The following is a 24,775-nucleotide window of genomic DNA, read 5'->3' on the forward strand; positions in this document are numbered from 1 at the left end:
CTCTGAGCCTGCTTTCGCAATCAATCTGAGGCGCGAGACACAGCATGCTTGGATTTTTCGAAGACTGGCCCCTCCAGCGCTCCAACAACGCCGCTTTTGCTCTGGGCGGCCTGACAATCGTCGCGGCCGGCGGCCTGGCGCTTCTGGCCGGACAGGATATGACGGTAACGGTCCTGGTGGCGGCGGCATCGCTGGCGAGCCTTCTTGGCATCTGGCACGTAACGGGTCGCCGCCTGGCGGCGGCCTTGTCCCGGCTGGCCGCGGACGCCCATGAGACCGGGGCTCTCGCGGCCGAGCGGAAGGACGTGATCGGACAGATTGCCACGGCGATCGTTCGGCTGCGTGACGAGGCGGCGGCCCAGAAGCGACTTCGTGAGCAGCAGGGGCAGGAATACGGGGCGATCACCGCAGCGCTCGCGACGGGCCTCGAAGCCCTGCGTTCCGGCGACCTGGCGACCAGTGTTTCAGCGGCGGTACCACCGGAACAGGAAGCGTTGAAAACGGCGTTCAACGAGGCGGTTGTCCGTCTGCGCGAGTTGATCGCCGCCGTTAATCGCACGGCGGGCGGTATCACGCTGCGCAGCGACGAGATTGCCCGGGCGGCCGAGGATCTCGCGCGCCGGACCGAGAGCAGCGCCGCCAGTCTCGAACAGAGCTCGGCGGCGCTGGTCACGATCGATGACAGGCTGCGCATGGCCGCGCAATTGGCAACGGGCACGGCGAACCGGGCCAACGAGGCGGTGACGGGCGTGAAGCAGGGCGTGGATCTGGCCCACGGCGCCGTCGATGCGATGGGCCGCGTCCAGGAAAGCGCGAAGGGGATTGCGTCGGTTATCGGCGGTCTCGACAAGATCGCGTTCCAGACGCGGGTGCTCGCCATGAACGCCGCCATTGAAGCCAGTCGGGCGGGAGACGCCGGCCGCGGCTTCTCGGTCGTCGCCGATCTGGTGAATTCGCTGGCGATGCGTGCCGAGGAAGAGGCCAAGCGCGCGCGTGACCAGCTCGCGGCCGCGCGGAGCGATATCGACATCGCGGTAGAGGCGGTGCATCTGGTGGACGGCACGTTCAACGGCATTTCCGACGAGATGTCGGAAGTCCACAGCCTGCTCGAGCGCATGGCGACCGACCACAAGACCCAGTCGGCGGTCATTTCCGAGATCAGCAACGCCATTCGTACCATGGAGCAGGTGACGCAGCAGAACGCCGCGACGGCCGAGCAGGCGGCGGCCGCATCGCGGAATCTTCACGGCGAGGTCGCCGCTCTGGGCGACCAGGTATCCCGCTTCCGTACCGGGGCCCCTGTGAGCCGCGCGTCAGCTGGTGCGAGGCTGGTCACCAGGATGCCTGAGAGCCCTGCCGCTCCGGCCCCGGCGACCACCGTGGCACGCACCGAGCCTCGCGCGATGGCGGAGCCGGCCCGAGCGCCTGTCGAGGCACCGGCCAGCGCAGCCGCCAAGCCCGCATCCGCGAAAGCGGTCATCATGCCGATCCGGCCCAAGGCCGCTCCGGTGGTCCCGGAAAAGACCGTACAGCTTCCGGTCAGGACCGTGCCGTCTCCGGTGAAGACCGTCTCGCCGCCAGCCAACGTCAATGATGTGCCCGCGTCGGCGGTCGGCGACGACGACTGGAGAAACTTTTAAGACCAAGGGAAGAGAACAGATCCAAGGGCTTTCCGGTATCCCCGGAAAGCCCTTTTCCCATTCAGGGAGGGCGGCCCTGTTTGGCCAGCTCCACCCTGATGCGCAGATCGATTTCCTGCATCAGCGCCGCGAGGCGTTCGTCCTCGACCGGCGCGCCAGGGGCCAGCCAGTCGGCCAGCGCCTGTAGCTGGCTCTCCACAGGATCGCCGCTGAGCAAGCCGGCATGCAACCCGTCCAGGAGATCGAGCGCCGTCCTGCAGCGCCGAGCCTGTCGTTCCCGCTGATCCCTGGGGTCCACGGCATTCGCAATGGCGAGCAGCATGTCCACGCTGGCGGACTGCTGCCGGGGCGGCGGCGGAGCGGCATGGGCCGCCTCGTCGGGGACGCTGAACGTATCCGTCCGGATTCGGCTGACGGGCGCTACCGGCCCGCTCACGGGAGTTGTCGAAGGGATTCTCATAGAAACTCTTATAGACGCGGCTGGGCGGGAAAAAGCTTTCCTATAATGATTTTGTAACTGAGCGACCGCGGATCGGGGCTGAATCATGCGTTTTCCGACTATGCTGACCGCCATGCTGTGCGGCGTCCTCGCGTTCTCGGCAGTCCTTCCGGTCCAGGCGGCGACGCGGATCAAGGACATCGTCGACATCCAGAACGTCCGCAGCAACCAGCTGGTCGGCTACGGCCTGGTGGTCGGCCTGGCCGGCACGGGAGACCGGATCCGCAACGCGCCGTTCACCGAGGAATCCATGCAGGCCATGCTGGAGCGCATGGGCGTGAATATTCGCGGCACCCAGATGCGGACGCAAAACATCGCCGCCGTGTCCGTGACCGCGACCATGCCGCCCTTTGCCCGCGCCGGCTCGCGGATCGATGTCCAGGTGTCGGCGATCGGCGATGCCACGAGCCTGCAGGGCGGGACCCTGATGGTGTCGTCGTTGCGCGCGCTCGATGGCGAAATCTATGCCGTGGCTCAGGGGCAGATCGCGGTGTCGGGTTTCAAGGCTCAGGGGGCCGGCGCCAGCGTCACGCGCGGGGTATCGACCTCCGGCCGTATCGCCGGCGGAGCGATCATCGAGCGTGAGGTTCAGTTTGCCCTCAAATCCTCCGCGTCCCTGAAGCTGGCGCTCAAGAACCCTGACTTCACCACCGCACGACGCGTCGCCGAGGTCATCAACCGCGAGTTTCCCGGCGCCGCCGAAGTGCTGGACCCGACGACGGTGGAGATCACGCCGGCGACGGGCTCGGTCGTCGAACTGATGGGCGCCGTTGAAAATCTCAGCGTGGACGTCGACCAGCCCGCGCGGATCATCATCAACGAGGCGTCCGGCACGGTCGTGATGGGCAAGGATGTCAAGGTCAGCCCCGTCGCGATCGCCCAAGGGGGGTTGACCATCAGCGTCACGGAAAGCCCCGCCGTCTCGCAGCCGGCGCCCTTTTCGGACGGCGAGACCGTCGTCGTGCCGCGCAGTCAGATTTCGGTCGATGACGGCTCCGGCCGGTCGCTGGCCATGCTGGATCGGGGCGAGTCCCTCCGGTCGCTGGTCGGCGGCCTGAACGCCCTGGGCGTCAGCCCCCGCGACCTGATCACCATTCTCCAGGCGCTCAAATCAGCGGGCGCCATCCAAGCCGAAATCGAGGTGCAGTGATGGACATGCCCGTTGTCTCCGCCGCGTCCGTGGCGGCCCAGTCCAAAACCGGCACCCAGCTGGAACAAACCGCGCGGGAGTTCGAGGGTGTGTTCCTGGGCCAGCTCACCCGTCTGATGATGGAAACGCTGGAGACCGGCGAGTTCGGCGGCGGCCATGGCGAAGAAATGTTTCGCGGCGTGCTGGCCGAGCAACTCGGCAATGAGATGTCACGGCGCGGCGGCATCGGCCTTGCGCCGGTCGTGCTCGAGCAGATGATCCGCATGCAGGAGAGCGGCAGCAATGGTTGACGACATCATTGACCAGATCGTATCCCTTTCCGGCCTGATGGCGGACGAAACCGCCGCGCTGCGGCGCCATGGGCCCTTCCCCGCGCAGCAGGAAATCGCGGCGGCGAAGATGTTGCTGGCGAGCGGTCTTGACGCGGCCTTGTCCCGTATGGGCGGCACGGCATCCGCCTGGATACAGGGGCTGGACGAGGCCGACGGCGCGCGTCTCACGGCCGCGCTCGAGGCGCTGAGTGTCGCCGGTAACGAGAACGCCGCCATGCTGCGCCGGCACATCGAGCTTTCCAACGAACTGATGGCGGCGATCACCAACGAGGTGCGCCGCGTATCGGGAAGCCGCAGCGCGACCTATACCGCGGCCGGCCGCCTGTCGCAGACCGACATTCCGACGCCGATCTCGATCAACTCCGGCATCTGACACCGGAGCCTTCCGGACCCGGGCCGGGACGGCTTACACGCCGCCCCGGCCCGTCGCCGTTTTCAGCAACGACATCTGCTTGCGATAAAGGTTGGTCAAGGCGGTGAAATCCGCCTGGACCTGAGCCATTTTCAGCAACTGGTCCTCGATGGTCACGTTGTTGCCGTCCGGTTTCGTTTCGCTGGTATGCTGATCCAGCATGGTCGCGCCATTTTCCGGCGCGCGCGCGCCCATCGCCGCCATGCCCTCGCTGAGGCGAACATGGGGCCTGGGGACGTGAACTTCCGACCCGGACTGGGACGCGACAAGCGCGCCGAAATCCGGGGCCTCCACGTCGCGCGCCTTGTAGCCCGGTGTTTCGCTGTTGGCGATATTCTGGGCAATGGTCCGCTGACGTTCGGAGAGGTGCCGCATGGCAAGGCCGATGCCGTTCAGCAAGGCGGGGGTGTCGGACATGAAAAGTGCCTTTCTCAGCTTGCCGTCAGTGCCGAAAGACGCGTCAGCGCCGCCTGGTACTGATCCAGCTGGGTCTGTTGCCTGGACGTCAGTGAATAGCCGGTCACGCCATCCACAAGATTGGCCTTGGTCGCATCCCAATAAAGCGAGCGATAGGCGGTCTGACTGGTCGAGAGGGCCGCCAGCACGCTCTTGAGCGCTCCTTTGGCGGCGTCGGCCGTATCGAGCGAAAGGGATGTGCTCAGTCCCAGACCGAAGCGCCCGCCGGGTTCGACCTTGGGGGCGCCGGATGCGCGCGGCGCGGGATTTGCCAGGCGTGTCGGGGCGAGCCCCAGCTTGCCCAGCGCATCCTTGCCGTCGGCGCCGGCGATCAGTTCCACCGGATATCCGCGAACCGCGTCGATCTTCAACGCCAGTGTGTCGCCCGAGCGCCAGGTACTGGCCTTGACCCGGTTCCACGTGACCAGGCTGATGCATTTGGCGAGGCTGGCCAGGGTATCGTCGGCTTCGATGGTGATCTTTCGGGTCACGCCGCCAACCCTGATCTTGAATTCATCTCCGGCGCGAAGACTTGTCAGGCTCACCAGATCAGCGGCCGGGACGGGGTTCAGGACGCCCCGGTGCAAGCCAAGCGCACCCGTCACGCCGCCGCCGCCGATCCCGGCCGATAGACGGACCGGTGCGGCGGTGACGCCGCGCTGACCAAACTGGGTGACGTCGGCGAGGGCGCCGGTCGCGGGATCGACCTTGCCGATGAAGCCGTCGACCGTTCCCTGGGGCTCACCGCTCAAGGCGCCGGTCGTTCGGCCGGCGGCATAGAGCGCATCGCCGATGAAGGCCAGGCTGTCGATCTCGTCCGTGCCGCCAGTGCCGACATGCTGAAGGGAGGCCAGGGAAAAGGCGCCATCGATCCGGGCAATGAAGCCGTCCCGGCCACCCGAGGCTCCCTGCGCGACGGCGCCGCCGATGGCGACCGTGCCGTCTGGCGCGATGGCCATCACGCGGGCGTCGACGGTACCGAGATCCACCAGTGCCGATTCCGTCGTCAGGGCACCGGCGTCCAGCCGGCGCAGGGTGGACGTCCCATTGCCGCGGGCGAGCACGAGCAGGGCGCCGTCGCCGTCGATCGCCAGCGCGCTGACCGTGTCCGGTCCCGCGCCGCCAAACAGGCGCTTTTCCTTGACGGCGCCGCTGCCGTCCAGCCGGGCGAGGAAGGCGTCCGATTCAAGATCACCGCTGCGTCCGCCGACGAAGATCGAGCCATCCTGGCCCACGGTCACGGCACGAGCCTCCTGATTGCCGAGCAGATGGAGGGAGGTCGCGAAGCGTTCCTCGCCGTCCTCGTCATAGCGGGCAACCACGATATCGGTCTGTGCCACGCCGGTCGCGCTGATGTTGCCGGCGACCACGATGCCGCCGTCCGGCGCCAACGCGACCGACGCGCCTTGCGCCGCGCCGGCCATGCCGAGCGTCCGCTGCCAGACCGTGCGACCTTCGCTGTCCAATTTGGTCAGGAAGAGGTCGGAGGCGGTATCGACCCGATTGGCGCCGAGGTCGCCGGAGGACGTGCCGACCATGTAACTGAAGCCGTCCGGCGCCGTGACGATGGCCCTGGCGTCGAGCGCGGCCGATACCGGCGTGGCTTTGGAATCCTTCAGCTGGACAGCCTCTGTCGCGGGCCGGTTCGTTGCCGAGAGGGTGCCGAGCATGGTGCGGGTGAACGCACCAGCCGGATCGTCATACCGCAACAGCCGGACGGTTCCGCTTGCGCCCGTCTGCGTTTCTCCCGCGGCGACGACCAGGGTATCGGGCGCAGCAACCTGGTCCAGCGCGACGCGCTCGCTTGGCGGTGCCTGAAGGGCAAGGCCCCATTTCCCATCATGTTTCTCGACGGCAAAGCGCGCCGTGTAGCGGGACAGGGGCGCGCCGCCCGCGTCGGTCACGACGGCGCCCGATGAATCCCGCTGCGGTATCGAGGCGATGGCCGCGTTCAGGGCATTCGCCACCGTATCGAGCGTGGGCGGTTGCGGCGCGGATGACAGGTCGATGTCGATGCTGTCGGCGGTGCTGCCGCGGGTGAGGGCAACGCGCAGCACTTCGGTACCGGAGAGACCTGCCAGGGGAGCATCGCGCTGTTCGCTGACTCCATCGCCAAGGGTGGTCATGCTCGCTGGCGGAAGGTCCACGGCCAGCGATTTGGCGGACCGTTCCGGCATGTTGAACGAAAGCAGCAAGGCGTCCGTCGGCGCGGCGGCCAGAAAAGTCCGCAGGTCGGCAAGTCCTTTGGAGAAGGTCTTGCTCAGCGCGGCGCGCTCTCCCGCGGAGCGCGTCGAACTGGCGGCGGTGTCCGCCAGGAGCCGCAGGCGGTCGAGCGCCTTGTAGGTCACGAAGGCGGTCTGGATGTCGGCGGGCAGGCTGGTATCGACCTTGTCGATGAGCGACGCGCGTTGCTTGATCGCCGCGACCTGCGACGACACGGGTTGAGTGGCCGCCGTCTCCTTCCAGGGTGGCGTGGTCGCGGGCGTCGTGAACGCGGCCTTCGCCTTGCGAACGGCGAGGCTTTCGACCGCGGGGGCGCTGGTGGATGAAAGAGTCACGGCGCCGCCGGACAGGAGCGTCAGGCCGATCTGGCTGTTCAGATAAGTGCTCGTCATCGGCGCTTTCGCGGCCTTTCAATAAAAACCTTTCCTATAATATAGCATGAACGAGCCGCGCACGCGGCGCAGGCTGAACTTTTGGGGGCCAGTGCATGTCCATGCTGACGCCGGTCGGCGAGCCGATCGAAATGAAACGATACACGGGGCCTCAGCGCGCGGCGGCGCTGATGCTGGCTCTGGGCAAGGACCACGGCGCACCGATATGGGCGCAGTTGTCGGTGGAGGAAATCAAGGAACTCTCCTCGGCCATCGCCCAACTGGGCCGCGTGCCGGCCACGGTCGTCGAACATCTCCTCGTCCGCTTCACCGGCGAGTTGAGCGGCCGGAGTTCGCTGCATGGCTCCTTCGATTCCGTCGAGCGCCTGCTGGATGGCGTTGTTCCGGAAGACCGCGTGAAGGAGATCATGGAAGACATTCGCGGTCCGTCCGGCCGGACCATGTGGGACAAGCTGTCGAACGTGAACGAGAACGTGCTCGCGGCCTATCTCAAGCACGAATATCCGCAAACCATCGCGGTCATCGTCCACAAGTTGAGCTCGGATCACGCCGCCCGCGTGCTCGCCGCGCTGCCGCGCGAGCTGTCGGTGGACGTGGTGATGCGCATGCTGCGGATCGACACGGTGCAGAAGGAGATCATCCAGCAGGTCGAGGACACGCTGAAGCACGAGTTCATGAGCAATCTTTCACGCGCCCAGCGCCGCGATCCGTTCGAGACCATGGCGGAGGTGTTCAACGCCCTCGACCGGTCGACCGAGGAGCAGATGCTCGGCGCCCTCGACGAGGCGGCGCCCGATGCCGCCGCGCGCATCCGCGCGCTCATGTTCACCTTCGAGGATTTGGCCAGCCTGATGCCGAAATCGATCCAGGTGATCGTGAAGAACGCGGACAAGCGCGAAATCGCGCTCGCGCTGAAGGGCGCGACGGACGAGATGAAGCAGGTGTTCTTCGCCGGGATGACGGAACGCGCGGCCAAGCTGCTGCGGGACGACATGGCGGCCATGGGACCGGTACGGGCGCGAGAGTGCGAGGAGGCGCAGAGCAGCCTCGTGCGTCTTGCCAAATCGCTCGCGGACCGGCGGCAGATCCTGCTCGTCGATCCAAAAGCCGAAGAGTCGATGATCTATTGATGCGCGCAGCGCGCGGCAACGGAAAGGCCACCGATGAATATTGTCAGCCGGATCGAACAGTTTGATTTTGGCCGTGTCTTTACCGGTCTGCCCGAATTGCCGGGCGCGCCGGACGGCTGTGATCGCGACCTGACGCGGCAGCTTCTCGACCTTCAGTCGGAGCTGGAAAGGCTCCGGTCGGATCATCGGGCGGAACTGGCCGTCGTCCGCGCGGAAGCGTTCCAGGCCGGGCTTGACCAGGCCCGGCGGGAAACCGAGATGGCGACGCTTCAGGCCGTGGACGCGGTGCAGGCCGAACTGGAACAGATGGCGGGCGCCCAGGAGGCGGTGACCGCGGCGCTGACACGGGATGCGGCGGAACTGGCCCTGGTGGCGGCGGACGTTCTGGCGGGCTGGGCTCTCGATGTCCGGCCGGCCGAGGCCATCGAGCAGGCGGTGTCGCGGATCATCGGCCGCGAAGCGCGCGGGCGGCGGATCGAGATCAGGGTCCATCCCGACCTCGTGGCGCCGATCCGCGAACGGCTGGCGGCAGAGCCGGCGGATGGAGCGGAACAGACGCGCCTCGTTGTGCTGGCTGATGCGGCCCTTTCCCGCGGTGACGCGCGCGTCAGCTGGGATCTCGGCGGTCTGGTGCTCGATGCCGCGGCACGGCGGGACGCCATCCTCGCCGAACTGGCGCCGGTGCTCGATCCACCGCGCGACAGCGATGCCGCCATCGTGACGTCGCTGGCGGCCCGCCGCGCCGCCTGATCATCCACCCGGCAAATATTTCCCACCCGGCAGAACTTTCCGGCTCACGTTATCCTATAATTTTGTTGCAGGCCATCGGCCCTCGTCAACGAAGGAAGCGTGCTCACCGTGAATGGATTGCGAAACTCCCTGCTGAATCTGGGACTGCAGCGCCTGCTCATCATGGGTGGCGTGGCGCTGACCTTGCTGGTCGTCATCGGACTGGTCGCGTTCCGTGGGTCCGAGCCCGAAATGGGGTTCCTGTTCACCGATCTCGATCCGTCCTCGGCGCAGTCGATCACGCAAAAGCTCGCGGCCCAGAATGTGCCGTATCAGATTTCCGCCGATGGCGCCGCGATCATGGCGCCGCGCGAGCGTCTCGCCGAGTTGCGCATGGGCCTTGCCGGAGAGCGGGTCGGCGCCAAGATGGGCTACGAGGTGCTCGATGCCGAGGAGCCGTTCGGCGTCTCGGCGTCGCGGGCGAAGATGAACGAGACGCGTGCCATCGAGGGCGAACTGGCGCGGTCCATCGAAAGCCTGGATCAGGTCGCCGGCGCCCGTGTCCACATCGTCATGCCCGAGCGCGCCCTGTTTTCGGCGGAGGCACGCAAGGCGACGGCCTCCATCACGTTGAAGACACAGGGGCGTCTGCCGGGCAGCGCCATCGAGGCGATCCGTTATCTGGTGTCTTCGGCCGTGCCGGAGCTGTCACCGGAGAGCGTGTCGATCATCGACCAGAACGGTACGCTGCTGGCGCGGGCGGGCGAAGGCAGCCAGGTCAGCGGCTCCCAGCTCGAGGAGCGCCAGGCGGCGCTGGAGGCGCGGATGCGGGCCGAGGTCGAATCCTTGCTGGAGCCGATCGTGGGCGCGGGCAAGGCCCGGGTGGAGGTGGCGATCGCGCTCGATCGCTCCAGCACCCAGGAGGAAACCGAGACCTACGATCCCGATGCGCAGGTGATCGCCCGGCAGATCAGCGTGGACTCCTCGGACCAGAGCAATGAGAACGAGCCCGGCGCGCGCGCGGCATCCGTCGCGTCGCAACTGCCTGAAAACCAGGACCAGCCGGGCGAGGCGGGCAAGAACAGCCGGCTCGCCGCCAGGAAGGAAACCTCGGAGGACGTGACCTACCAGAACAGCCGAACCCGCAAGGTCAGCCAGGAAGCTCCCGGCAAGATCAGCCGGCTCAGCGTCGCGGTGATGCTGGACGGCGGCCCGAAAGGCTTGCCGGAGGCACAGGTCAAGCGCCTGACGAGGCTGGTGGAAAACGCCGTTGGCGCGGATGCGGGCCGGGGCGACAGCGTGATCGTCGAGAGCATGGCCTTCGCGGCCGCGCCAGACGTGGACGCGGCGCTGGGCGGCCTGCCGCTCGGCATCACCATGGACCAGATTTTCAGCGCGCTGAAGCTGCTCATCATCAGCGCGACGGGCCTGATTGCCCTGATGATGCTGCGCTCGCGGCTGGGCCTGGGCCCGGCTCAGACGACGCCTGCTCAAGCCATGGCGCCGACCCTGCTGACCGCCCAGCCCGAGCTGGCCGCGCTGACGGCCCGCGCCGAAGCGGGGGATCCGCAGGCGGTTCAGCAGCTTCAGGCCATGCGGAGCGAACAGTCCGACATACCACGCGGCGAGGACGTCATCCTGGCGCAGGTCGATGGCGGCGTCCGCCTGTCGGCGCTGACCCAGGTGGGCGACGTCGTCGCCAGCAGTCCCGCCGAAGCCACCGCGCTGATCCGCCAATGGATGGCGGCATAGGAGAGCGATCATGACCGAGCAGATGCCAACCGCCGATGCGCTGGAAAATCCCAAGCCCGTCCTTCCCGACCTTGGGGCGGCCCCCGAGCACGCTGAACCGGCGCCCGAGAGTGACGCGGCCGAGAGCCTGAAGGCGGTCTATGACGTGCCGATCCGGGTACAGGCCGTACTGGGCCGCTCACGCATGGATATCAGTACACTGATGCGGCTGCGCTCGGGCGATGTGGTCGAGTTGGACCGCCGCGTCGGGGAACCCGTCGATATTCTTGTCAACAACCGGATGATCGCCCGAGGCGAAGTGGTGCTGATCGATGGCCGGCTGGGCGTGACCCTGACCGAGGTCGTGAAGCAGGAACGCTGATGTTCAGATCCTTCGACATACCTGTCCGCATGCTGCTGGTCGGCACCGGCTCGGGCGAGTTCAGGAGCGCCGCGGAGATGGCCCGTGACCAGGGCGCGCAGGTCGTGACCGCCGGGTCTGTGCCTGATGCCATGGCCGATCTGAGAGCGTCCGGGGCCGATCTGGTCATGATCGACGTGACGCTGGACGTGGGTGCCTTTCTTCGTCAGATGGCTCTGGAACGCATGAACGTACCGGTGCTTGCGTGCGGCATTGAGGCGCCGGCCGCCTTGGCCGTCGGCGCGATCCGTGCCGGCGCGCGCGACTACGTGCCGCTGCCTCCTCATCCCGAGCTGATCGCCGCCGCCATCCTCTCTGTCACCAATCATGCGGTGCAGATGATCGGGGACGATCCCGCCTATCTGCGTGCGGTCGATTTCGGCCTGGCCATGAGCCGGGCCGATCTCCCGGTTCTGGTGGTGGGTGAGAGCGGCAGCGGCAAGGAGATGATGGCCCGCGCGATTCACGCGGCGTCCGGGCGGCCGGGCCGCTTCGTGGCGGTGAACTGCGCGACGGCGGCAACGGAGATGCTCGAAGCGGAACTCTTCGGGCAGGAGTCCGGCGCGTTCGAAGGCGCCGTCGCCCGGCGCCGGGGCCGTATCGAGGAGGCCGCCAGCGGCACGCTCTATCTGCGGGACATCGCCGCGCTGGAGAGCTGTGTGCAGTCGCGTCTACAGAGGATGATGGATACCCGCGCGATGTGCCGGCTCGGTGGCAGTGAGGATATTCCCGTCACGGCCCGCATCATCGCCGGCAGCTGTCACGACCTGACAAGTCTGGCTGAAGCAGGCGCCTTGCGCCCCGAACTGCAGTCGCGGCTCGGTCTCGTCACCATCGGCGTCCCGCCGCTGCGCGAACGGCCGGCCGATATGGACGCAATGGCCGCGTATTTCGCGCGGCGTTTCGCGGTTCTGAACGGTCTGACCCCACCGCAGATCGATCCCGCTGCCATCGCCGTCCTGAGCGCCTATGGCTGGCCGGGGAACGTGCGGGAGCTGGAGCACGTCATGCTGCGTGCCGTGCTGCTGACCCGCGGTGCCGCCATTGACGCCGACGCCTTGCGATTGGCCGATGGAACGCGCCTCGCGGATTTGCCATCCCGCTCGGCCGTGGCGCCTGCGCCGGTCGTCGAGGGGCTCGTCGGTCACACCGTCGCGGATGTGGAGCGCGAACTTATCCTCCACACGCTGGAGCATTGCCGGGGCAATCGGACCTATGCCTCGTCCATTCTCGGCATCTCCGTCAGGACCATGCGCAACAAGATCCGCAGCTTCATCGAGGCCGGTATTCCGGTCGCTCCGACGCTCTGACGGTCACGGCATCGAAAAGGAATACGCGGATGGCCCCTGTGCTCGAGACCATGATGCGCCGTCTGGGCGCCAGCCGCGACCTGGTGCTGGCCGTGGGGATCATCGGTATCATCGGGATGCTAATCCTGCCCATGCCCGGCTGGCTGCTCGACATGGGCCTTGCGCTGTCGATCACGCTGTCGGTGATGATCCTGATGACGTCGCTGTTCATCGAAAAGCCGCTGCAACTCTCCGCGTTTCCCACGATCCTGCTGATCGCGACCATGCTCAGGCTGGGCCTCAATCTGGCCTCGACCCGGCTGATCCTGGGAAAGGGCCATGAAGGCATTCACGCCGCCGGCGGCGTGATCGCGGCCTTCGGTGAATTCCTGATGGGCGGCGAGGCGGTCATCGGCCTGACCATTTTCCTCATCCTCATCGTGATCAATTTCGTCGTCATCACCAAGGGCGCGGGCCGTATCGCCGAGGTCGCGGCACGGTTCAGCCTCGATGCCATGCCGGGCAAGCAGATGGCGATCGACGCCGATCTTTCCGCGGGTATGATCAGCGAGACGCAGGCGCGCGAGCGCCGTACGGAGATCGAGGCCGAAAGCGGATTCTACGGCGCCATGGACGGCGCCTCCAAATTCGTGAAGGGCGACGCGGTCGCGGGCCTGCTGATCACGGGCATCAATGTGTTCGTGGGCCTGATCATCGGCGTGGCGATTCACGGCGTGCCGTTCGGCGAGGCGTTCAAGACCTATACCATCCTCACGGTCGGCGACGGCCTGGTCAGCCAGATCCCCGCGCTGATCGTTTCCACGGCGGCGGGCCTTCTCGTGTCCAAGGGCGGCACGGCGGGGAAGACCGGCGTCGCCCTGACCGAGCAGCTCGGCCGTTTTCCTAAGGCGTTTGGCATGGCGGCCTTTCTCATGCTGGCGCTGGCGCTGATGCCCGGGTTGCCGTTCCTGCCGTTCGCTATCCTTGGCGTGGCGACGGGATGGATCGGCTGGCAGATGCACCGCAAGGCGGAACAGAGCGCGCTGGCCGAGCGCCGTGACGAAGCGCGGCGCGACGCCGAGGCGGCGAAGGTCGAGGCGCCGATTTCCACGTCGCTCGCGATCGATGCGGTCCGCGTCGAAATCGGTTACGGGCTGCTGCCGCTGATCAACGCCAGCGGGAACGAACCTCGCCTCGACGACCAGGTGCGCGCGCTGCGGCGCCAGATGGCCGTGGAATACGGATTTGTGCTGCCGACGGTGCGCATCCTGGACAATGTGACTCTGAAGGCGAACGAGTACGTCATCTATATCCGCGAAACGGTCTCGGCGCGGGGCGAGCTGCGGCTCGACAAGCTGCTGGTCATCAATCCGGGCGGCGACAACATGGGACTGCCGGGCGAGCCGGCCCGCGAGCCCGTCTTTAATCTGCCCGCGCTCTGGATCGACAAGGATCTCAGGGACGAAGCCGGGGTGCGGGGCTTTACCGTCGTCGACAGCGGTACGGTGATCACCACGCACCTGACCGAGATGGTCAAGGAAAGCATCGCCGACATGCTGTCCTACATGGAGACGCAAAAGCTGCTGCGCGAGGTACACAAGGATTCCGAGAAGCTGGTGAACGACATCGTCCCATCGCGTATCTCGGTCTCGGGCGTGCAGCGCGTCCTGCAGAACCTGCTGGCCGAAGGCATTTCCATCCGCGACATTCCGGGAATCCTGGAAGGGATCGCCGAGGCGACGGCCTTCACCCAGAACATCATGCAGATCACCGAGCATGTGCGCGGGCGTCTCGCGCGGCAGATTTCGGCGGCGCAGACCCGCGACGGCGCGGTACCGATCGTGACTCTTTCGCCCGAGTGGGACAACGAGTTCGCCGAAAGCATCATCGGCCAGGGGGACGAACGGCATCTGGCCATGGCGCCTTCACGGCTGCAGGCCTTCATCGCGGCGGTGCGCGAAACCTATGACCGGCTCGCGGCAGATGGCAATATCCCGTGCCTTCTGACAAATCCCGCCATCCGTCCCTTCGTGCGTTCGATCATCGAGCGCGTCCGCCCAGCGACGGTCGTTCTGTCGCAGAACGAAATCCATGCGCGCTCGCGTATCCGGAATCTGGGAACTATCGGCTGATGCCTGAGATACCGTAAAATTATCCTATAATAGACTTTGAAAACGCCCCGAGTGGGGTTAACTGGCGGTATGCATGGATATTGCGATGATGGGGCTGGCGGCTGTGCCGCCTTCGATAGCGCCTGACCTTTCCGCCGCGGCACCCGATGGGGTGTTCGCGGACGCCCTGGATGCTGCCGACTGCGCAAACGCCCTCATGGTGTCGCCGGATCCGGCCGCCGCATTGCCGCCGCTGGCATTCAACGGTCCGCGGCTGGCGTTCATCGACGCCGCGCCCATTCCCGGGACCATGCCCGCCGCGCCGGAAAAGACAGCTGGAGCGAACCCATCGCCGCCGCCGGTGCCCGCTGCCGTCACGCCGCAGACCGCGCTCGCTGATGTCGCGGAGCAGGCCGCGCCTGTTGCGCTCAAGCCGCAGGTGGAGGCGGGCGAGGCGGATCGCAGCGCTCCTGCCGAGAGCGAGGCAGCGGTCAGCACAAGCGAGACATCGCGGCCAGACCAACCGGAGGACTCGGCGCCGGAGCCGTCGGCGACGCAGATCGCCGCCCCTGCCATGGCGCACCCGCCGACTCCGCCTTCTCTGTCCGTGAAGCCGGCGATGCCCGCCCTGGAGTCCGCGGTGGCACCCGGGGAGCAGGCGCCCGCCGACGAGACCGATGTCGACCCGGCGCAGACGCAGCCCGCCACGCGCCGGCGCAACTGGCCCGACGCGGTTGTCGGATCACCGCTGAGCGGCCCAGGACTGCTAGTTCCGGCCCATACCGCGCATTCCTCTCCGCTGTCGCCGGCCGGCGACGCGTCCCCGGAGGCGCGGCCGGGGAAGCCGGAGGGTTTGTCTGACCGGGCGGATGTCGGTGGTCGCGCCGGCGACCGCGCGGGCGTCCCGCACTCTGGTGCGGGGCCGCTCGAGGCGCGGCCCTTCGCCGCCGCGCCGGATCAGCCTGTCGATACCCGCATTGCCGCCGCCGCCGGGCCTGCCGGCGCGCCGGCGGCGCCCGCTTCCGCCGTCCAGCTCCCGCCGGGTCCCGTGCCGGCCCGGGCGGATGGCCATGCTCTCGCCGTGGCACCGGGCCGTTTCGGCCGCGACCTGGGTGTCGAGATTTCGCATCGTGTGCTCAAGGGAGATGACGAGATCACCATCCGTCTCGATCCGGCCGAACTGGGACGCGTCGAGGTCCGTCTCTCCATCGACCGGGACAACGGGCTGAAAGCGGTGGTGTCGGCGGACAATCCGGCCGTACTCGATCTCATGCGACGGGAGGCCGGCGATCTGGTGCGCGCTCTCGGCGACGCCGGGGTGCGCTCGGATAGCCAGTCGCTGCGGTTTGACGCGCGCGACGGCGGGTCGGGCCAGGGTGGTCAGACCGGCGGGCAGGGCGGACAACCCGACGGTCGGCGTCAGCCCGCCACGCCCTGGTTCGAGGAAAAGACGAAAGCCAGCCTGCGCCTCGCGGGCGCGGGCGGCCAGATAGACATGATGGCCTGAAAGGAAAAGTGATGACGACGATCGGCTCGACGGCGGGCGCCAGCCAGGCCAGCCTCCTCTCCAGCGCCAGTCAGAACACCGGCGGCTCGGGAGCGGATTTCAACATGTTCCTGAAGCTGCTCACCAGTCAGATGCAGAACCAAGACCCGTTGGATCCCATGAAAACCTCTGAATACACCCAGCAACTCGTACAATATGCCCAGGTCGAGCAATCGCTGCAGCAGACGGCGACACTCAAGGACATGTTGTCACGCATGTCGTCGCAGGATATGGCGCAGGCCGCCAACTTCATCGGCCGAGAGGCGCGCTTCGATAGTGCCACCGCGGGGCTGGATGCCCAGGGCGGCACCGCCGCGTGGAGCTATACGCTGGACCGTGCGGCGTCCTCGGCCACCGCGACCATCACCGACGGCAGCGGCAAGGCGGTCCAGCGCCTGACGCTCGATCCGACCGACACCGATGGACGCATCGTTTGGGACGGCCAGATGGCGAATGGCGTGAGGGCTCCCGAAGGCCCCTATACTCTGACGATCGCAGCGGTGGACGCGGCAGGCAAGCCGGTGACAGCCAGCATCAATTCAATGGGCACCGTCAAAAACGTGGCGCTGGATGGTAACCAGGTGATGTTGGGCATGAGCGGCGTCAGCCTGCCTGTGAGCTCTCTCCTGGCGGTATCCGCAGCGGACTGATGTTGGTGGCGCGCCGAGGGTCGGGCGGCAACGAAATGGTGAGGTCGCCAGTTTCCTAGATAAAAATTCCATAATCCGGACCAATTCAGTTGACTTCACCGGGACGTATCCTAGATTTCTTGGGCGCGCACCCCTTATCGTGCGAGCGAGGCGAGACGAGCGGGTCGAAGAGGACGAAGATGCCGAACAGGGCCAGGAAAATGGGAACCGGGGGAATGGGGAAGAGCTCCACGCCATCGCGGGCGGTTGGTGACCGGATCATCTTCGATCCTTACAGGGCAATCGTTTTTCCCAACAATCTTCGTGTGCTTCGAAAGCAGCGCGGTTATGGGAAATTACTGGGGCTCTCATCCAAGCTGCCTGACATCCCCTATATCCGCCTTTCCAAGATTGAACGCGGCGAAGTCGTCGCCAAGCCCGAGGAACTGGTGCGCATCGCCTCCGCGCTTCAGGTCGATCCGCTGGCTCTGCTGATCGATGTGGAGGATGCCGGCTTCGATATGACCGACTGGGCGTCCGATCTGGTCGATATCGAGGGTATCGACCGTGACGAGGAAGAATTCGCGGTCCTTCTGGGCGCCGCGCTTCGTTTGCGCCGCACCCATGACGACGCCCTTTCCATAGCGGTGCTCGATAAGGAGTTCGGGCTTCCTCCGGTCATCCTCTCTCGCGTCGAGAACGCACAGAAGACACTGGATCGCTGGAACGAACAGACCGTCCGCTCTCTCTGCCGGGTATTCGGCGTGCCGGATATGGCGGCCTTGCGGGATGCGGTGCTCGCATCCTATCAGCACGGGGATCTGGCACCCTATCTGTCCAGCGTGAGCAATCCCGAACACCGGGTCGCCAAGACGGCGGCGAAGGTCGCGGAGCTCCGCGCGGCGCTGGGTGGCTCGCCCGTGCTAGCGGCCCAAGCGGAAGTCTCTTCCGCAGCAAAACCCCAATCCGCCGCTTCGACGGTAGCGCCGTCCGTCAAGACCGACACAACGACTGGTGAGACGGCAGGCGCGAGTGCATCGCCTGATGTGCCTGCGGCTCGTCTGGTTCCCGTCTATGGGGCTGCTCTACCGGACGGCCTCGTCGCTCGTGCGCCAACTGGCGACACGGTCGAATCGCCCCGCAACGCCGGGCCGCGCGCCTGGGGATTACGGGTCTGCCGCGCGACCCTGGGCATCGGATTGCCGGCGCGTTCGGTCGTCATCGTCGATCCGGACCGGTTTCCCTCTCCGGGGGGACTGGCCGTCATCGATGAGGGCGAGGGTGTGCGCGTGCTGATGGTAACGGTGGATCGCCAGGGCGCGCTCATCGGCTACAGTGAAAACCCGGCGCGCGAAATCCCCGTGGACACGCTCGACCCGTCCAAGGTCGCCGCCGTCGTGAGCGCCGTGTTCGAATAGGCATCACGCCTTCCCATACGATAATGGCCCGCCGATTGCCCTTCAGGGCTATCGGCGGGCCATGTCTTCTGCGCTGGACCGGACGTGGGGAATCAGGCGGCGTGAGCCTGGGGAGCGCCGGCCAGACCGGCGATGATCGCGCGATTGACGTCGATCAATTCGTCGATGTGGTCGCGGCCGGTGACGACCTCGGTGGTAAAGCGGTCGACCCAGAGCGCCAGGGAAATGATGCTGGCACGCAAGTCCGGCGGCAGCTGATTGCCTTCGGTCGCGCAGAGCGACGAAAAGGCACTCCACACTTCCCGGTTTCGGTGCAGCGCCGGCATCAGGCCGGCGCCGCTCATGCCCATGTCGCGCGCGGCGATCATCTCGCTCGTGATCTCGCTCATCAGTCTGTGTTCGGTCGCTCTGGGCGAGGCCGAAAGGGTTTGGACGCGGCGGTAATGATCCAGAGACATGCAAACTCCTGTTGTTGCTCCTCATAATTATAGGATGTCGAGGCAGCCCCTCGTGTCGACGTCAGCCAATTTGCAAAACTTCAATGTTTTCCGCGCGTCATCGCTCTGAGAGGAAGGAAATCACCTCGTGAGACACCTTCATGGTGAACTTCTTCCTATAATCTCGTTGTCGGCGACTTGCCGTCCGGCGCGAGGAACCAAATGCTCAACGGTGTCGGCTTCATCATCATCCTGGTCTGTGTCTTCGGCAGCTTCCTGATCTCGGGAGGCAAGATGGAGATCATTCTCCACGCGCTGCCGCACGAAATGATGGCGATCGCCGGCGCGGCGCTGGGCGCGTTCATCGTCAGCAACTCGATGGATACGGTCAAGAAGGCCGGCAAGGGCATGGGGCATGCGTTCAAGGGACCCTACTGGAAAGAGCAGGACTACAGGGATCTGCTCGCCCTGCTGTTCGGCCTTCTCACCACCTTTCGCAAGGGCGGTGCCACGGCCATCGAGCCGCACCTGGACACGCCGGAACAAAGTTCGCTGTTCTCGCGGTATCCGCGTCTTCTGGGCGACCACCACCTGATCGTCTTCATCTGCGACTACCTGCGCATGATGACCGTCAATTTCGAGGATCCAAACCAGCTCGCCGAAGCCATGGAGAACGATATCGACCGTCACCATGCGGAAGAACTGGAGCCTCAGTCCGCGCTCCAGACCATGGCGGACGGTTTGCCGGCCATCGGCATCGTCGCCGCGGTTCTGGGCGTGATCAAGACCATGGGCTCCATCGACCAGCCCACCGACGTGCTGGGCGCCATGATCGGCGGCGCGCTGGTCGGCACCTTCCTGGGCGTTCTGCTCAGCTACTGCGTCGTCGGTCCGATGGCGGCGAAGCTCAAGCAGATCATCGAGGCGGAGGCCAAGCCCTATGGCATCGTCAAGACCGCCATCATCGCGCATGCGAACGGTATCTCCACGCCCGTCGCCATAGAGATCGCCCGGCGCATGGCGCCGTCAATCTACGCTCCTTCCTTCTCGCAACTCGAGACAGCCCTCGAAGAGGTCAGCAATGAACTCACTGCCACCGCCTGACGACATGGCGCCTGATCGCACCATTCGCCTCCCGGCCCACTGCGTCACCACCACCGCGGACGAACTTCGCGCCCGGCTGGTCATGGCGTCCGACGATGGCGGGGAAATCCTCGTGGACGCGTCCGAGGTAGAGAGCCTGGGACAAGCCGTGCTCCAGCTCCTGCTCGCCGCCCATACGGAAGCGAAGGATGGCGCAGGGCTGGCCATCGTCAAACCGAGCGCGGCTTTCCGCCAACGCGTGGTGGCCTGCGGCCTCGCCGAGACCATTGGACTTGAACCAAACAATGAGGTCATCCCGTGAGCAAACTGATCCTGACCGTGGATGATTCCGCGAGCATGCGCATGCTCCTTCGCGCGTCGCTGACAGCGCAGGGGTTTCGTATCGAAAGCGCCAATGACGGCGCTCACGGACTGGAGCGCATGCGCGTCTGCCAGCCTGATCTGCTGATCACGGACATCAACATGCCGATCATGGATGGGTTCGAGCTCATCGAGGCGGTTCGCCGCGAAGCGGCTTTCCGAGGCGTGCCCATCCTGGTCCTCTCCACGGAATTCTCCGATGAAAAGAAGGCCCGTGCCCGCACCGCCGGCGCGACGGGTTGGATTACCAAGCCTTTCGACGCCGACAAGCTCGGCGCCGCGATCCGCAAGGTGTGTCCATGAGCACGGCGATGGACATCGACGACATCCAGCGGGTGTTCTTCGAGGAATGCGCCGAAGGTCTGGACACGGCCGAGAAGAGCCTGACGGCCATGCTGGGCGGCGACTGTTCGGTGGAAACCATCGCTTCGGTGTTTCGCGCCATCCACTCCATCAAGGGAGGCGCCGGGGCATTCGGACATGTGGCGCTGACGACATTCGCGCACCGGTTCGAGACCCTGCTGGACGAGATCCGCAGCGGCCGGATCCCGCCGCTGCCTGACGTGATCCGGGCCATGCTGAGTGCGCTGGACGTGCTGTCGGACCATGTGGCCGCCGCCCAGTCCGGCGCCGGCGCGCCGGCCGACCAGGTCATCCTCGCGACCCTGGACACCATCCTGGCCGGCGGCGCGTCCGCTGCCGCCGCGCCGGTCGCTCCGGCCAGCGATGATTTCGGCTTCACGCCGGTATCCATCGAACTCGACATGCTGGATGCGCTCGAGGCGCCCGCCGGGGGCGAGGCCCAGAATGCGTCGGCGGCACGGTGGATCGTCACATTCGCGCCGTCGCGTACCGCGATGGCCAATGGCGGAGAGCCTCTGCTGGTCATCCGCGAACTCGAGCGCATGGGCGGCGTCATCACCAGCGTCGACAGGACGGCATTGCCGCCGTTGCGCGAGCTCGATCCGGAAAACGGATATCTGCGCTGGACACTCTCCCTTCCGGAGACGGTGGAACAAGCGGAAATTGGCGAGTGCTTCGATTTCGTCGCACCGGATTCCGTCGTGACCATCGAGCGCCTGGCCGAACCTGACGTCACCCTTCCCGGTGCGGTGCCCGTGGCGGCGAATGACGGGCAGGACCGCGCCGAAACCATCGAGGCGTCACGCCCCAGCGAACCCGCCGCCCAGACCATTCGCGTCGATCTCAACAAGCTCGACATGCTGCTCAATCTGGTCGGCGAACTGGTGATCCGGGGCTCCATTCTGGCGGACCGCTTGTCGGCCCAGGAACAGGAGCGGGTCGAGTTGCCCGAGCTGTCCCGACTGACCCGCGAGATACAAGACAACGTCATGTCGCTTCGCGCGCAGCCGATCCGTCATGCCTTCTCGCGCGTGCCCCGGCTGCTCCGCGATCTCACCGCGGAAACCGGCAAGACGGTGATGCTCGAAACCTCGGGCGAAACCACCGAGGTCGACAAGGGCGTCATCGAGAAGATTGGCGAACCGTTGACCCACATGATCCGGAATGCCGTGGATCATGGAATCGAATCTTCTCAGGACCGTCTGGCGGCCGGCAAACCGGCAAAAGGCCTGATCCGTCTGTCCGCCGAGCAGAAAGGTGGCCGGATCCTGGTCTCGGTCCGCGACGACGGACGGGGCATCAACCGCGAACGGGTTTTCGCCAAGGCGGTCGAGCGGGGCATCATCGGTCCCGACGCGTCTCTCAGCGATCAGGAAATCGACAGCCTGATCTGCGCGCCCGGTTTTTCCACCGCCGAAACCGTGTCCAACATCTCTGGCCGCGGCGTCGGCATGGACGTGGTCCGGAGCAATGTGGAAGCGATGGGCGGCCGGGTCGAGATTTCCTCGACTCCGGGAGAGGGCGCGACCTTCACCATGGTGCTGCCGCTCACCCTGGCCATTCTGGACGGCATGATCGTCCGTCTTGGCCGGCAGCGCTTCGTTCTGCCGCTCGCCAATGTGATCGAGGCCGTCAAGCCGGAAGCCGGGCAGGTTCGCCCGCTGACGCCGACCTCCGAGGTGATCGACCTGCGGGGAACCTATCTGCCCGTCAGGCGGCTGGGCGACCTGCTCGGAATCGCGGGGCTCGAGCGCCGGCGCGCCGAGGACTGCCCGGTGATCATCGTCGAAAGCGAGGTTTCCGGCCATGTCGGGCTGATGGTCGATGCCATCGACGACCGCCGCGAAGTGGTCATCAAGAGTCTCGACGCCAATTTGCACCCGATCCGCGGTCTGGGCGGCGCGACCATACTCGGCGACGGATCAATTGCTCTCATTCTGGATATCGACGCCCTGGTCGCGACCGCGGCGGGTACCGGTGTCCGCTATGCCATGAAAGGACTTGCAGCATGACGACGACCACGCAAACCCCGGGCGACCGCAAGATCGTCACCTTTTCGCTGGATCACCAGTCGTTCGGCATCGACATGCGTTCGCTGATCGAGATCCGCGAGTGGGAAGAGCCGACGCCGCTGCCGGGCGTGCCGAGCTATATTCTCGGCGTCACCAACCTTCGCGGGACCGTGGTTCCGGTCATCGGCCTGGCGGAAAGGCTTGGCTGGAGGCCCAGCACGATCCATTCCCGATCCTGCCTGCTGGTCGTGAACCTGGCGGGCAAGCAGGCCGGCTTCCTGGTCGATGAAGTCGCCGACATCGTTCTGATCCATGACCAGGAAATCCAGCCGGCGCCGGATATCGAGATCGGCGAGCCGGCCATCATCAGCGGACTGGTGAAGGTGCAGGAGCGGTCCGTCAGCGCCAATGACAACGGCAAGATGGTCCTGCTGCTCGACCTCGAAGCGCTGGGCATCTCTCGGGTCATGGACAACGCGGCGTGACTCACGATCCCGTCATGGACAGCGCGCAGGCCTTGCAGCAGGCGTTCAACGTCGAGGTCACGAAAAGCGACTTCGCTGAAATCGCCGCGCTCATGCAGCACGAGGCGCGCATTCACCTGGCCGAAACCAAGATCGCCCTGGTGCACTCGCGTTTGTCCAAGCGGGTGCGCGAACGCGGCCTGACGCGGTTCTCGGACTACGTGGCGCTGGTGAAGAAGGACAAGGAGGAGCTGTCGCGCATGGTGGTCGCGCTGACCACCAACCACACGCATTTCTTTCGCGAGGCGCACCATTTCGACCATCTGCGGCAAGTCGTGATGCCGGAGTTGAAGGCGCATGCCGAGGAGGGGCGGCCCGTCCGCATCTGGTCGGCCGGTTGTTCGAGCGGCGAGGAAGTCTACACCATCGCCATGTGCCTTCTGGGCCAGGATCGCGGCGCATCGAGCTGGGTACGGCAGGGCGACGTCAAACTCCTGGCCACCGATATCGCGCCCACCATGGTCAGCGCCACGCGGCGCGCGGTTTATACCGAGGCCATGGTGCAGCCGGTTCCCTCGGTCTACCGCAGTCTGTGGATGCAGCCCGAGGGCGAGGACTACGCCATGACCAGCGACGCGAAGAGCCTGGTCACCGCCAATGTCCTCAACCTGTTCGCGCCCTGGCCGCTGCGGCGGAAATACGACGTGATCTTCTGCCGCAACGTCATGATCTATTTCGACGACAAGGCGAAGATGGAGCTCGAGGCGCGTTTCGTGGATCTGCTCGCGCCCGGCGGTTATCTGTACATCGGCCATTCCGAAAGGCTGAACGGCGAGGCCGCCAGAGTGATGCAGCGCGCCGGACAGACCGTGTTCGTCAAGCCGGCCGGAGGCCTCGCGGCATGACCGACCCGGTACGCGTGATGATCGTGGACGACAGCGCCGCCATGCGCGCCACCCTGCGCCGATTGCTCTCGTCAGACCCGGAGATCGAGGTTGTCGGCATGGCGCCGGAGACCCGGACCGCGAGAAGCATGATCAAGGAGTTGAACCCCGACGTGCTGACTCTCGACATCGAGATGCCGGGGATGGACGGTCTGTCGTTCCTCGAGAAGATCATGACCCTGCGGCCCATGCCGGTGATCATGTGCTCGACACAGACGGCGCGGGGCGCGAAGGCGACCATTGAAGCGCTGCGCCTTGGCGCCGTGGACTGTTTCGCCAAACCGTCCGGAGACCCGGCCGAAATCGCCAGCGAAGGCGAGCGCTTGCGCCGCATGGTCAAGGCGGCCGGGCGCTCGGCCCTGCTGCGCCCCGTGGTTTCGGCCACGAGCGTCATCAAGCCCCAGGGTCAGACGCAGCGTGATGTGGTCATCGCCATCGGTGCGTCGACGGGCGGCGTCGAGGCGCTGTTCAGGCTGCTGCGGGTCTTTCCCGCCGATTGCCCGCCCGTGCTCGTGGTGCAGCATATGCCGCTGACCTTCACGGGGGGATTTGCCGAACGCCTGTCGCAGGAGTGCCAGGCGCACGTCGTCGAGGCCCAGCAAGGCATGGCGCTGAAGCGCGGTACGATCTTCATCGCCCCGGGGACCAGGACCCATATGGAACTGGCGGGCGGCCTGAAGGGGCGAATCCGGTTGCGCGACGGCGATCTGGTCAGCGGGCATCGCCCGTCGGTCGACATCCTGTTCCATTCCGTCGCCAAGCTGGGGGCGAACGGTATCGGCGTCATTCTGACCGGCATGGGCCGCGATGGCGCCGAAGGCCTGAAGGCCATGCGTGACGCCGGCGCCCGGACCTTCGGTCAGAACGAGGCGAGCTGCGTCGTCTACGGCATGCCAAAGGCGGCCTGGGAACTGGGCGCCGTCGAGCGCGAGATGAGTTTGTTTACCATGCCCGAGGCCATCCTCGCGGCGTGCCGCAAGTAG

At 66.0% G+C, this 24,775-nt stretch carries 24 protein-coding genes; 20 read left to right on the top strand and 4 right to left on the bottom strand.

What is annotated here, in order from left to right; genetic code table 11:
- The first annotated feature begins 44 nt into the window (after positions 1-44).
- Positions 45-1,640, top strand: coding sequence for a methyl-accepting chemotaxis protein (locus WJU17_RS17060; protein WP_346328597.1), 1,596 nt, complete (start codon positions 45-47; stop codon positions 1,638-1,640).
- Positions 1,641-1,701: 61 nt separating this feature from the next.
- Here the strand turns inward: WJU17_RS17060 and WJU17_RS17065 are convergent, their stop codons facing one another.
- On the bottom strand, positions 1,702-2,076 hold the full coding sequence (locus WJU17_RS17065; protein WP_346328598.1) for a flagellar assembly protein FliX: 375 nt from the start codon (positions 2,074-2,076) through the stop codon (positions 1,702-1,704).
- A 136-nt stretch (positions 2,077-2,212) separates the two neighbouring features.
- On the opposite strand from WJU17_RS17065, the gene WJU17_RS17070 reads away from it, so the two are divergent.
- From WJU17_RS17070 to WJU17_RS17080, 3 genes are read left to right on the top strand one after another with little or no spacing between them, the layout of a single operon-like run.
- Positions 2,213-3,289 (top strand): flagellar basal body P-ring protein FlgI, encoded by a 1,077-nt coding sequence (locus WJU17_RS17070; RefSeq protein WP_346328980.1) that lies wholly within the window; start codon positions 2,213-2,215, stop codon positions 3,287-3,289.
- 5 nt (positions 3,290-3,294) lie between these two features.
- Positions 3,295-3,579: a rod-binding protein gene (locus WJU17_RS17075; protein WP_346328981.1), complete on the top strand. Its 285-nt coding sequence runs from the start codon at positions 3,295-3,297 to the stop codon at positions 3,577-3,579.
- Complete coding sequence (locus WJU17_RS17080) at positions 3,572-3,994, top strand: flagellar biosynthesis protein FlgN (RefSeq protein WP_346328599.1); 423 nt, start codon at positions 3,572-3,574, stop codon at positions 3,992-3,994. Before WJU17_RS17075 ends, WJU17_RS17080 begins: the two co-directional genes overlap by 8 nt.
- Positions 3,995-4,027: 33 nt before the next feature.
- Here the strand turns inward: WJU17_RS17080 and WJU17_RS17085 are convergent, their stop codons facing one another.
- Positions 4,028-4,450, bottom strand: coding sequence for a flagellar basal body protein (locus WJU17_RS17085; protein WP_346328600.1), 423 nt, complete (start codon positions 4,448-4,450; stop codon positions 4,028-4,030).
- 14 nt (positions 4,451-4,464) lie between these two features.
- Positions 4,465-7,104, bottom strand: a complete 2,640-nt coding sequence (locus tag WJU17_RS17090; RefSeq protein ID WP_346328601.1) for a hypothetical protein — start codon at positions 7,102-7,104, stop codon at positions 4,465-4,467.
- Positions 7,105-7,199: 95 nt separating this feature from the next.
- Here WJU17_RS17090 and WJU17_RS17095 point away from each other — a divergent pair, with 95 nt between their 5' ends.
- The 9 genes from WJU17_RS17095 (at position 7,200) to WJU17_RS17135 (ending at position 18,108) form a co-directional block, all read left to right on the top strand.
- Positions 7,200-8,234 (top strand): flagellar motor switch protein FliG, encoded by a 1,035-nt coding sequence (locus WJU17_RS17095; RefSeq protein WP_346328602.1) that lies wholly within the window; start codon positions 7,200-7,202, stop codon positions 8,232-8,234.
- A 33-nt stretch (positions 8,235-8,267) separates the two neighbouring features.
- Positions 8,268-8,984 (top strand): FliH/SctL family protein, encoded by a 717-nt coding sequence (locus tag WJU17_RS17100; protein ID WP_346328603.1) that lies wholly within the window; start codon positions 8,268-8,270, stop codon positions 8,982-8,984.
- Between the two features lie 162 nt (positions 8,985-9,146).
- Entirely contained in the window at positions 9,147-10,715 is a 1,569-nt protein-coding gene (fliF, locus tag WJU17_RS17105; protein WP_346328982.1) for a flagellar basal-body MS-ring/collar protein FliF, read from the top strand.
- Positions 10,716-10,725: 10 nt separating this feature from the next.
- A complete protein-coding gene (gene fliN / locus WJU17_RS17110) occupies positions 10,726-11,076 on the top strand; it encodes a flagellar motor switch protein FliN (protein WP_346328604.1) in 351 nt (116 codons plus the stop codon).
- Complete coding sequence (locus tag WJU17_RS17115) at positions 11,076-12,425, top strand: sigma-54 dependent transcriptional regulator (RefSeq protein WP_346328605.1); 1,350 nt, start codon at positions 11,076-11,078, stop codon at positions 12,423-12,425. The genes fliN and WJU17_RS17115 overlap by 1 nt, the downstream gene beginning before the upstream one ends.
- 29 nt (positions 12,426-12,454) lie before the next feature.
- Positions 12,455-14,536 carry a flagellar biosynthesis protein FlhA gene (flhA, locus tag WJU17_RS17120; protein ID WP_346328606.1) on the top strand — a complete coding sequence of 694 codons (2,082 nt, stop codon included), beginning with the start codon at positions 12,455-12,457 and terminating at the stop codon, positions 14,534-14,536.
- Positions 14,537-14,609: 73 nt separating this feature from the next.
- Positions 14,610-16,022 carry a flagellar hook-length control protein FliK gene (locus WJU17_RS17125; RefSeq protein WP_346328607.1) on the top strand — a complete coding sequence of 471 codons (1,413 nt, stop codon included), beginning with the start codon at positions 14,610-14,612 and terminating at the stop codon, positions 16,020-16,022.
- Positions 16,023-16,033: 11 nt separating this feature from the next.
- On the top strand, positions 16,034-16,711 hold the full coding sequence (locus WJU17_RS17130) for a flagellar hook capping FlgD N-terminal domain-containing protein (RefSeq protein WP_346328608.1): 678 nt from the start codon (positions 16,034-16,036) through the stop codon (positions 16,709-16,711).
- 179 nt (positions 16,712-16,890) lie between these two features.
- Positions 16,891-18,108, top strand: coding sequence for a helix-turn-helix transcriptional regulator (locus WJU17_RS17135; protein ID WP_346328609.1), 1,218 nt, complete (start codon positions 16,891-16,893; stop codon positions 18,106-18,108).
- A 92-nt stretch (positions 18,109-18,200) separates the two neighbouring features.
- Here WJU17_RS17135 and flaF read toward each other — a convergent pair whose 3' ends face one another.
- Entirely contained in the window at positions 18,201-18,566 is a 366-nt protein-coding gene (gene flaF, locus WJU17_RS17140) for a flagellar biosynthesis regulator FlaF (protein WP_346328610.1), read from the bottom strand.
- Between the two features lie 201 nt (positions 18,567-18,767).
- On the opposite strand from flaF, the gene motA reads away from it, so the two are divergent.
- Genes motA through WJU17_RS17175 form a run of 7 tightly spaced genes read left to right on the top strand, consistent with a single transcriptional unit; the run spans position 18,768 to position 24,775 of the window.
- A complete protein-coding gene (gene motA / locus WJU17_RS17145; protein ID WP_346328611.1) occupies positions 18,768-19,649 on the top strand; it encodes a flagellar motor stator protein MotA in 882 nt (293 codons plus the stop codon).
- A complete protein-coding gene (locus tag WJU17_RS17150; RefSeq protein ID WP_346328612.1) occupies positions 19,627-19,950 on the top strand; it encodes an STAS domain-containing protein in 324 nt (107 codons plus the stop codon). The genes motA and WJU17_RS17150 overlap by 23 nt, the downstream gene beginning before the upstream one ends.
- Positions 19,947-20,312 carry a response regulator gene (locus tag WJU17_RS17155; RefSeq protein ID WP_346328613.1) on the top strand — a complete coding sequence of 122 codons (366 nt, stop codon included), beginning with the start codon at positions 19,947-19,949 and terminating at the stop codon, positions 20,310-20,312. Before WJU17_RS17150 ends, WJU17_RS17155 begins: the two co-directional genes overlap by 4 nt.
- The gene (locus WJU17_RS17160) at positions 20,309-22,384 is read left to right on the top strand and encodes a chemotaxis protein CheA (RefSeq protein ID WP_346328614.1); all 2,076 of its coding nucleotides are present in this window, start codon (positions 20,309-20,311) and stop codon (positions 22,382-22,384) included. The genes WJU17_RS17155 and WJU17_RS17160 overlap by 4 nt, the downstream gene beginning before the upstream one ends.
- Positions 22,381-22,869, top strand: a complete 489-nt coding sequence (locus WJU17_RS17165) for a chemotaxis protein CheW (RefSeq protein WP_346328615.1) — start codon at positions 22,381-22,383, stop codon at positions 22,867-22,869. Before WJU17_RS17160 ends, WJU17_RS17165 begins: the two co-directional genes overlap by 4 nt.
- Before the next feature lie 14 nt (positions 22,870-22,883).
- Positions 22,884-23,753, top strand: coding sequence for a CheR family methyltransferase (locus tag WJU17_RS17170; protein ID WP_346328983.1), 870 nt, complete (start codon positions 22,884-22,886; stop codon positions 23,751-23,753).
- Positions 23,750-24,775 (top strand): chemotaxis response regulator protein-glutamate methylesterase, encoded by a 1,026-nt coding sequence (locus WJU17_RS17175; RefSeq protein ID WP_346328616.1) that lies wholly within the window; start codon positions 23,750-23,752, stop codon positions 24,773-24,775. The genes WJU17_RS17170 and WJU17_RS17175 overlap by 4 nt, the downstream gene beginning before the upstream one ends.

Source organism: Iodidimonas sp. SYSU 1G8 (assembly GCF_039655775.1).
GTDB lineage: Bacteria > Pseudomonadota > Alphaproteobacteria > SMXS01 > SMXS01 > RI-34.

Bases quoted from the DNA above. Each gene is read 5' to 3' on its own strand.
- WJU17_RS17100 (WP_346328603.1), top strand. From the start codon at position 8,268: ATGAATATTGTCAGCCGGATCGAACAGTTTGATTTTGGCCGTGTCTTT.
- WJU17_RS17115 (WP_346328605.1), top strand. From the start codon at position 11,076: ATGTTCAGATCCTTCGACATACCTGTCCGCATGCTGCTGGTCGGCACC.
- WJU17_RS17150 (WP_346328612.1), top strand. From the start codon at position 19,627: ATGAACTCACTGCCACCGCCTGACGACATGGCGCCTGATCGCACCATT.
- fliN (WP_346328604.1), top strand. From the start codon at position 10,726: ATGACCGAGCAGATGCCAACCGCCGATGCGCTGGAAAATCCCAAGCCC.
- motA (WP_346328611.1), top strand. From the start codon at position 18,768: ATGCTCAACGGTGTCGGCTTCATCATCATCCTGGTCTGTGTCTTCGGC.
- WJU17_RS17160 (WP_346328614.1), top strand. From the start codon at position 20,309: ATGAGCACGGCGATGGACATCGACGACATCCAGCGGGTGTTCTTCGAG.
- WJU17_RS17135 (WP_346328609.1), top strand. From the start codon at position 16,891: ATGCCGAACAGGGCCAGGAAAATGGGAACCGGGGGAATGGGGAAGAGC.
- WJU17_RS17090 (WP_346328601.1), bottom strand. From the start codon at position 7,104: ATGACGAGCACTTATCTGAACAGCCAGATCGGCCTGACGCTCCTGTCC.
- WJU17_RS17165 (WP_346328615.1), top strand. From the start codon at position 22,381: ATGACGACGACCACGCAAACCCCGGGCGACCGCAAGATCGTCACCTTT.
- WJU17_RS17085 (WP_346328600.1), bottom strand. From the start codon at position 4,450: ATGTCCGACACCCCCGCCTTGCTGAACGGCATCGGCCTTGCCATGCGG.
- WJU17_RS17070 (WP_346328980.1), top strand. From the start codon at position 2,213: ATGCTGTGCGGCGTCCTCGCGTTCTCGGCAGTCCTTCCGGTCCAGGCG.
- WJU17_RS17175 (WP_346328616.1), top strand. From the start codon at position 23,750: ATGACCGACCCGGTACGCGTGATGATCGTGGACGACAGCGCCGCCATG.
- WJU17_RS17080 (WP_346328599.1), top strand. From the start codon at position 3,572: ATGGTTGACGACATCATTGACCAGATCGTATCCCTTTCCGGCCTGATG.
- flaF (WP_346328610.1), bottom strand. From the start codon at position 18,566: ATGTCTCTGGATCATTACCGCCGCGTCCAAACCCTTTCGGCCTCGCCC.
- WJU17_RS17130 (WP_346328608.1), top strand. From the start codon at position 16,034: ATGACGACGATCGGCTCGACGGCGGGCGCCAGCCAGGCCAGCCTCCTC.
- WJU17_RS17075 (WP_346328981.1), top strand. From the start codon at position 3,295: ATGCCCGTTGTCTCCGCCGCGTCCGTGGCGGCCCAGTCCAAAACCGGC.
- WJU17_RS17170 (WP_346328983.1), top strand. From the start codon at position 22,884: ATGGACAGCGCGCAGGCCTTGCAGCAGGCGTTCAACGTCGAGGTCACG.
- WJU17_RS17095 (WP_346328602.1), top strand. From the start codon at position 7,200: ATGTCCATGCTGACGCCGGTCGGCGAGCCGATCGAAATGAAACGATAC.
- WJU17_RS17125 (WP_346328607.1), top strand. From the start codon at position 14,610: ATGGATATTGCGATGATGGGGCTGGCGGCTGTGCCGCCTTCGATAGCG.
- flhA (WP_346328606.1), top strand. From the start codon at position 12,455: ATGGCCCCTGTGCTCGAGACCATGATGCGCCGTCTGGGCGCCAGCCGC.
- fliF (WP_346328982.1), top strand. From the start codon at position 9,147: ATGGGTGGCGTGGCGCTGACCTTGCTGGTCGTCATCGGACTGGTCGCG.
- WJU17_RS17060 (WP_346328597.1), top strand. From the start codon at position 45: ATGCTTGGATTTTTCGAAGACTGGCCCCTCCAGCGCTCCAACAACGCC.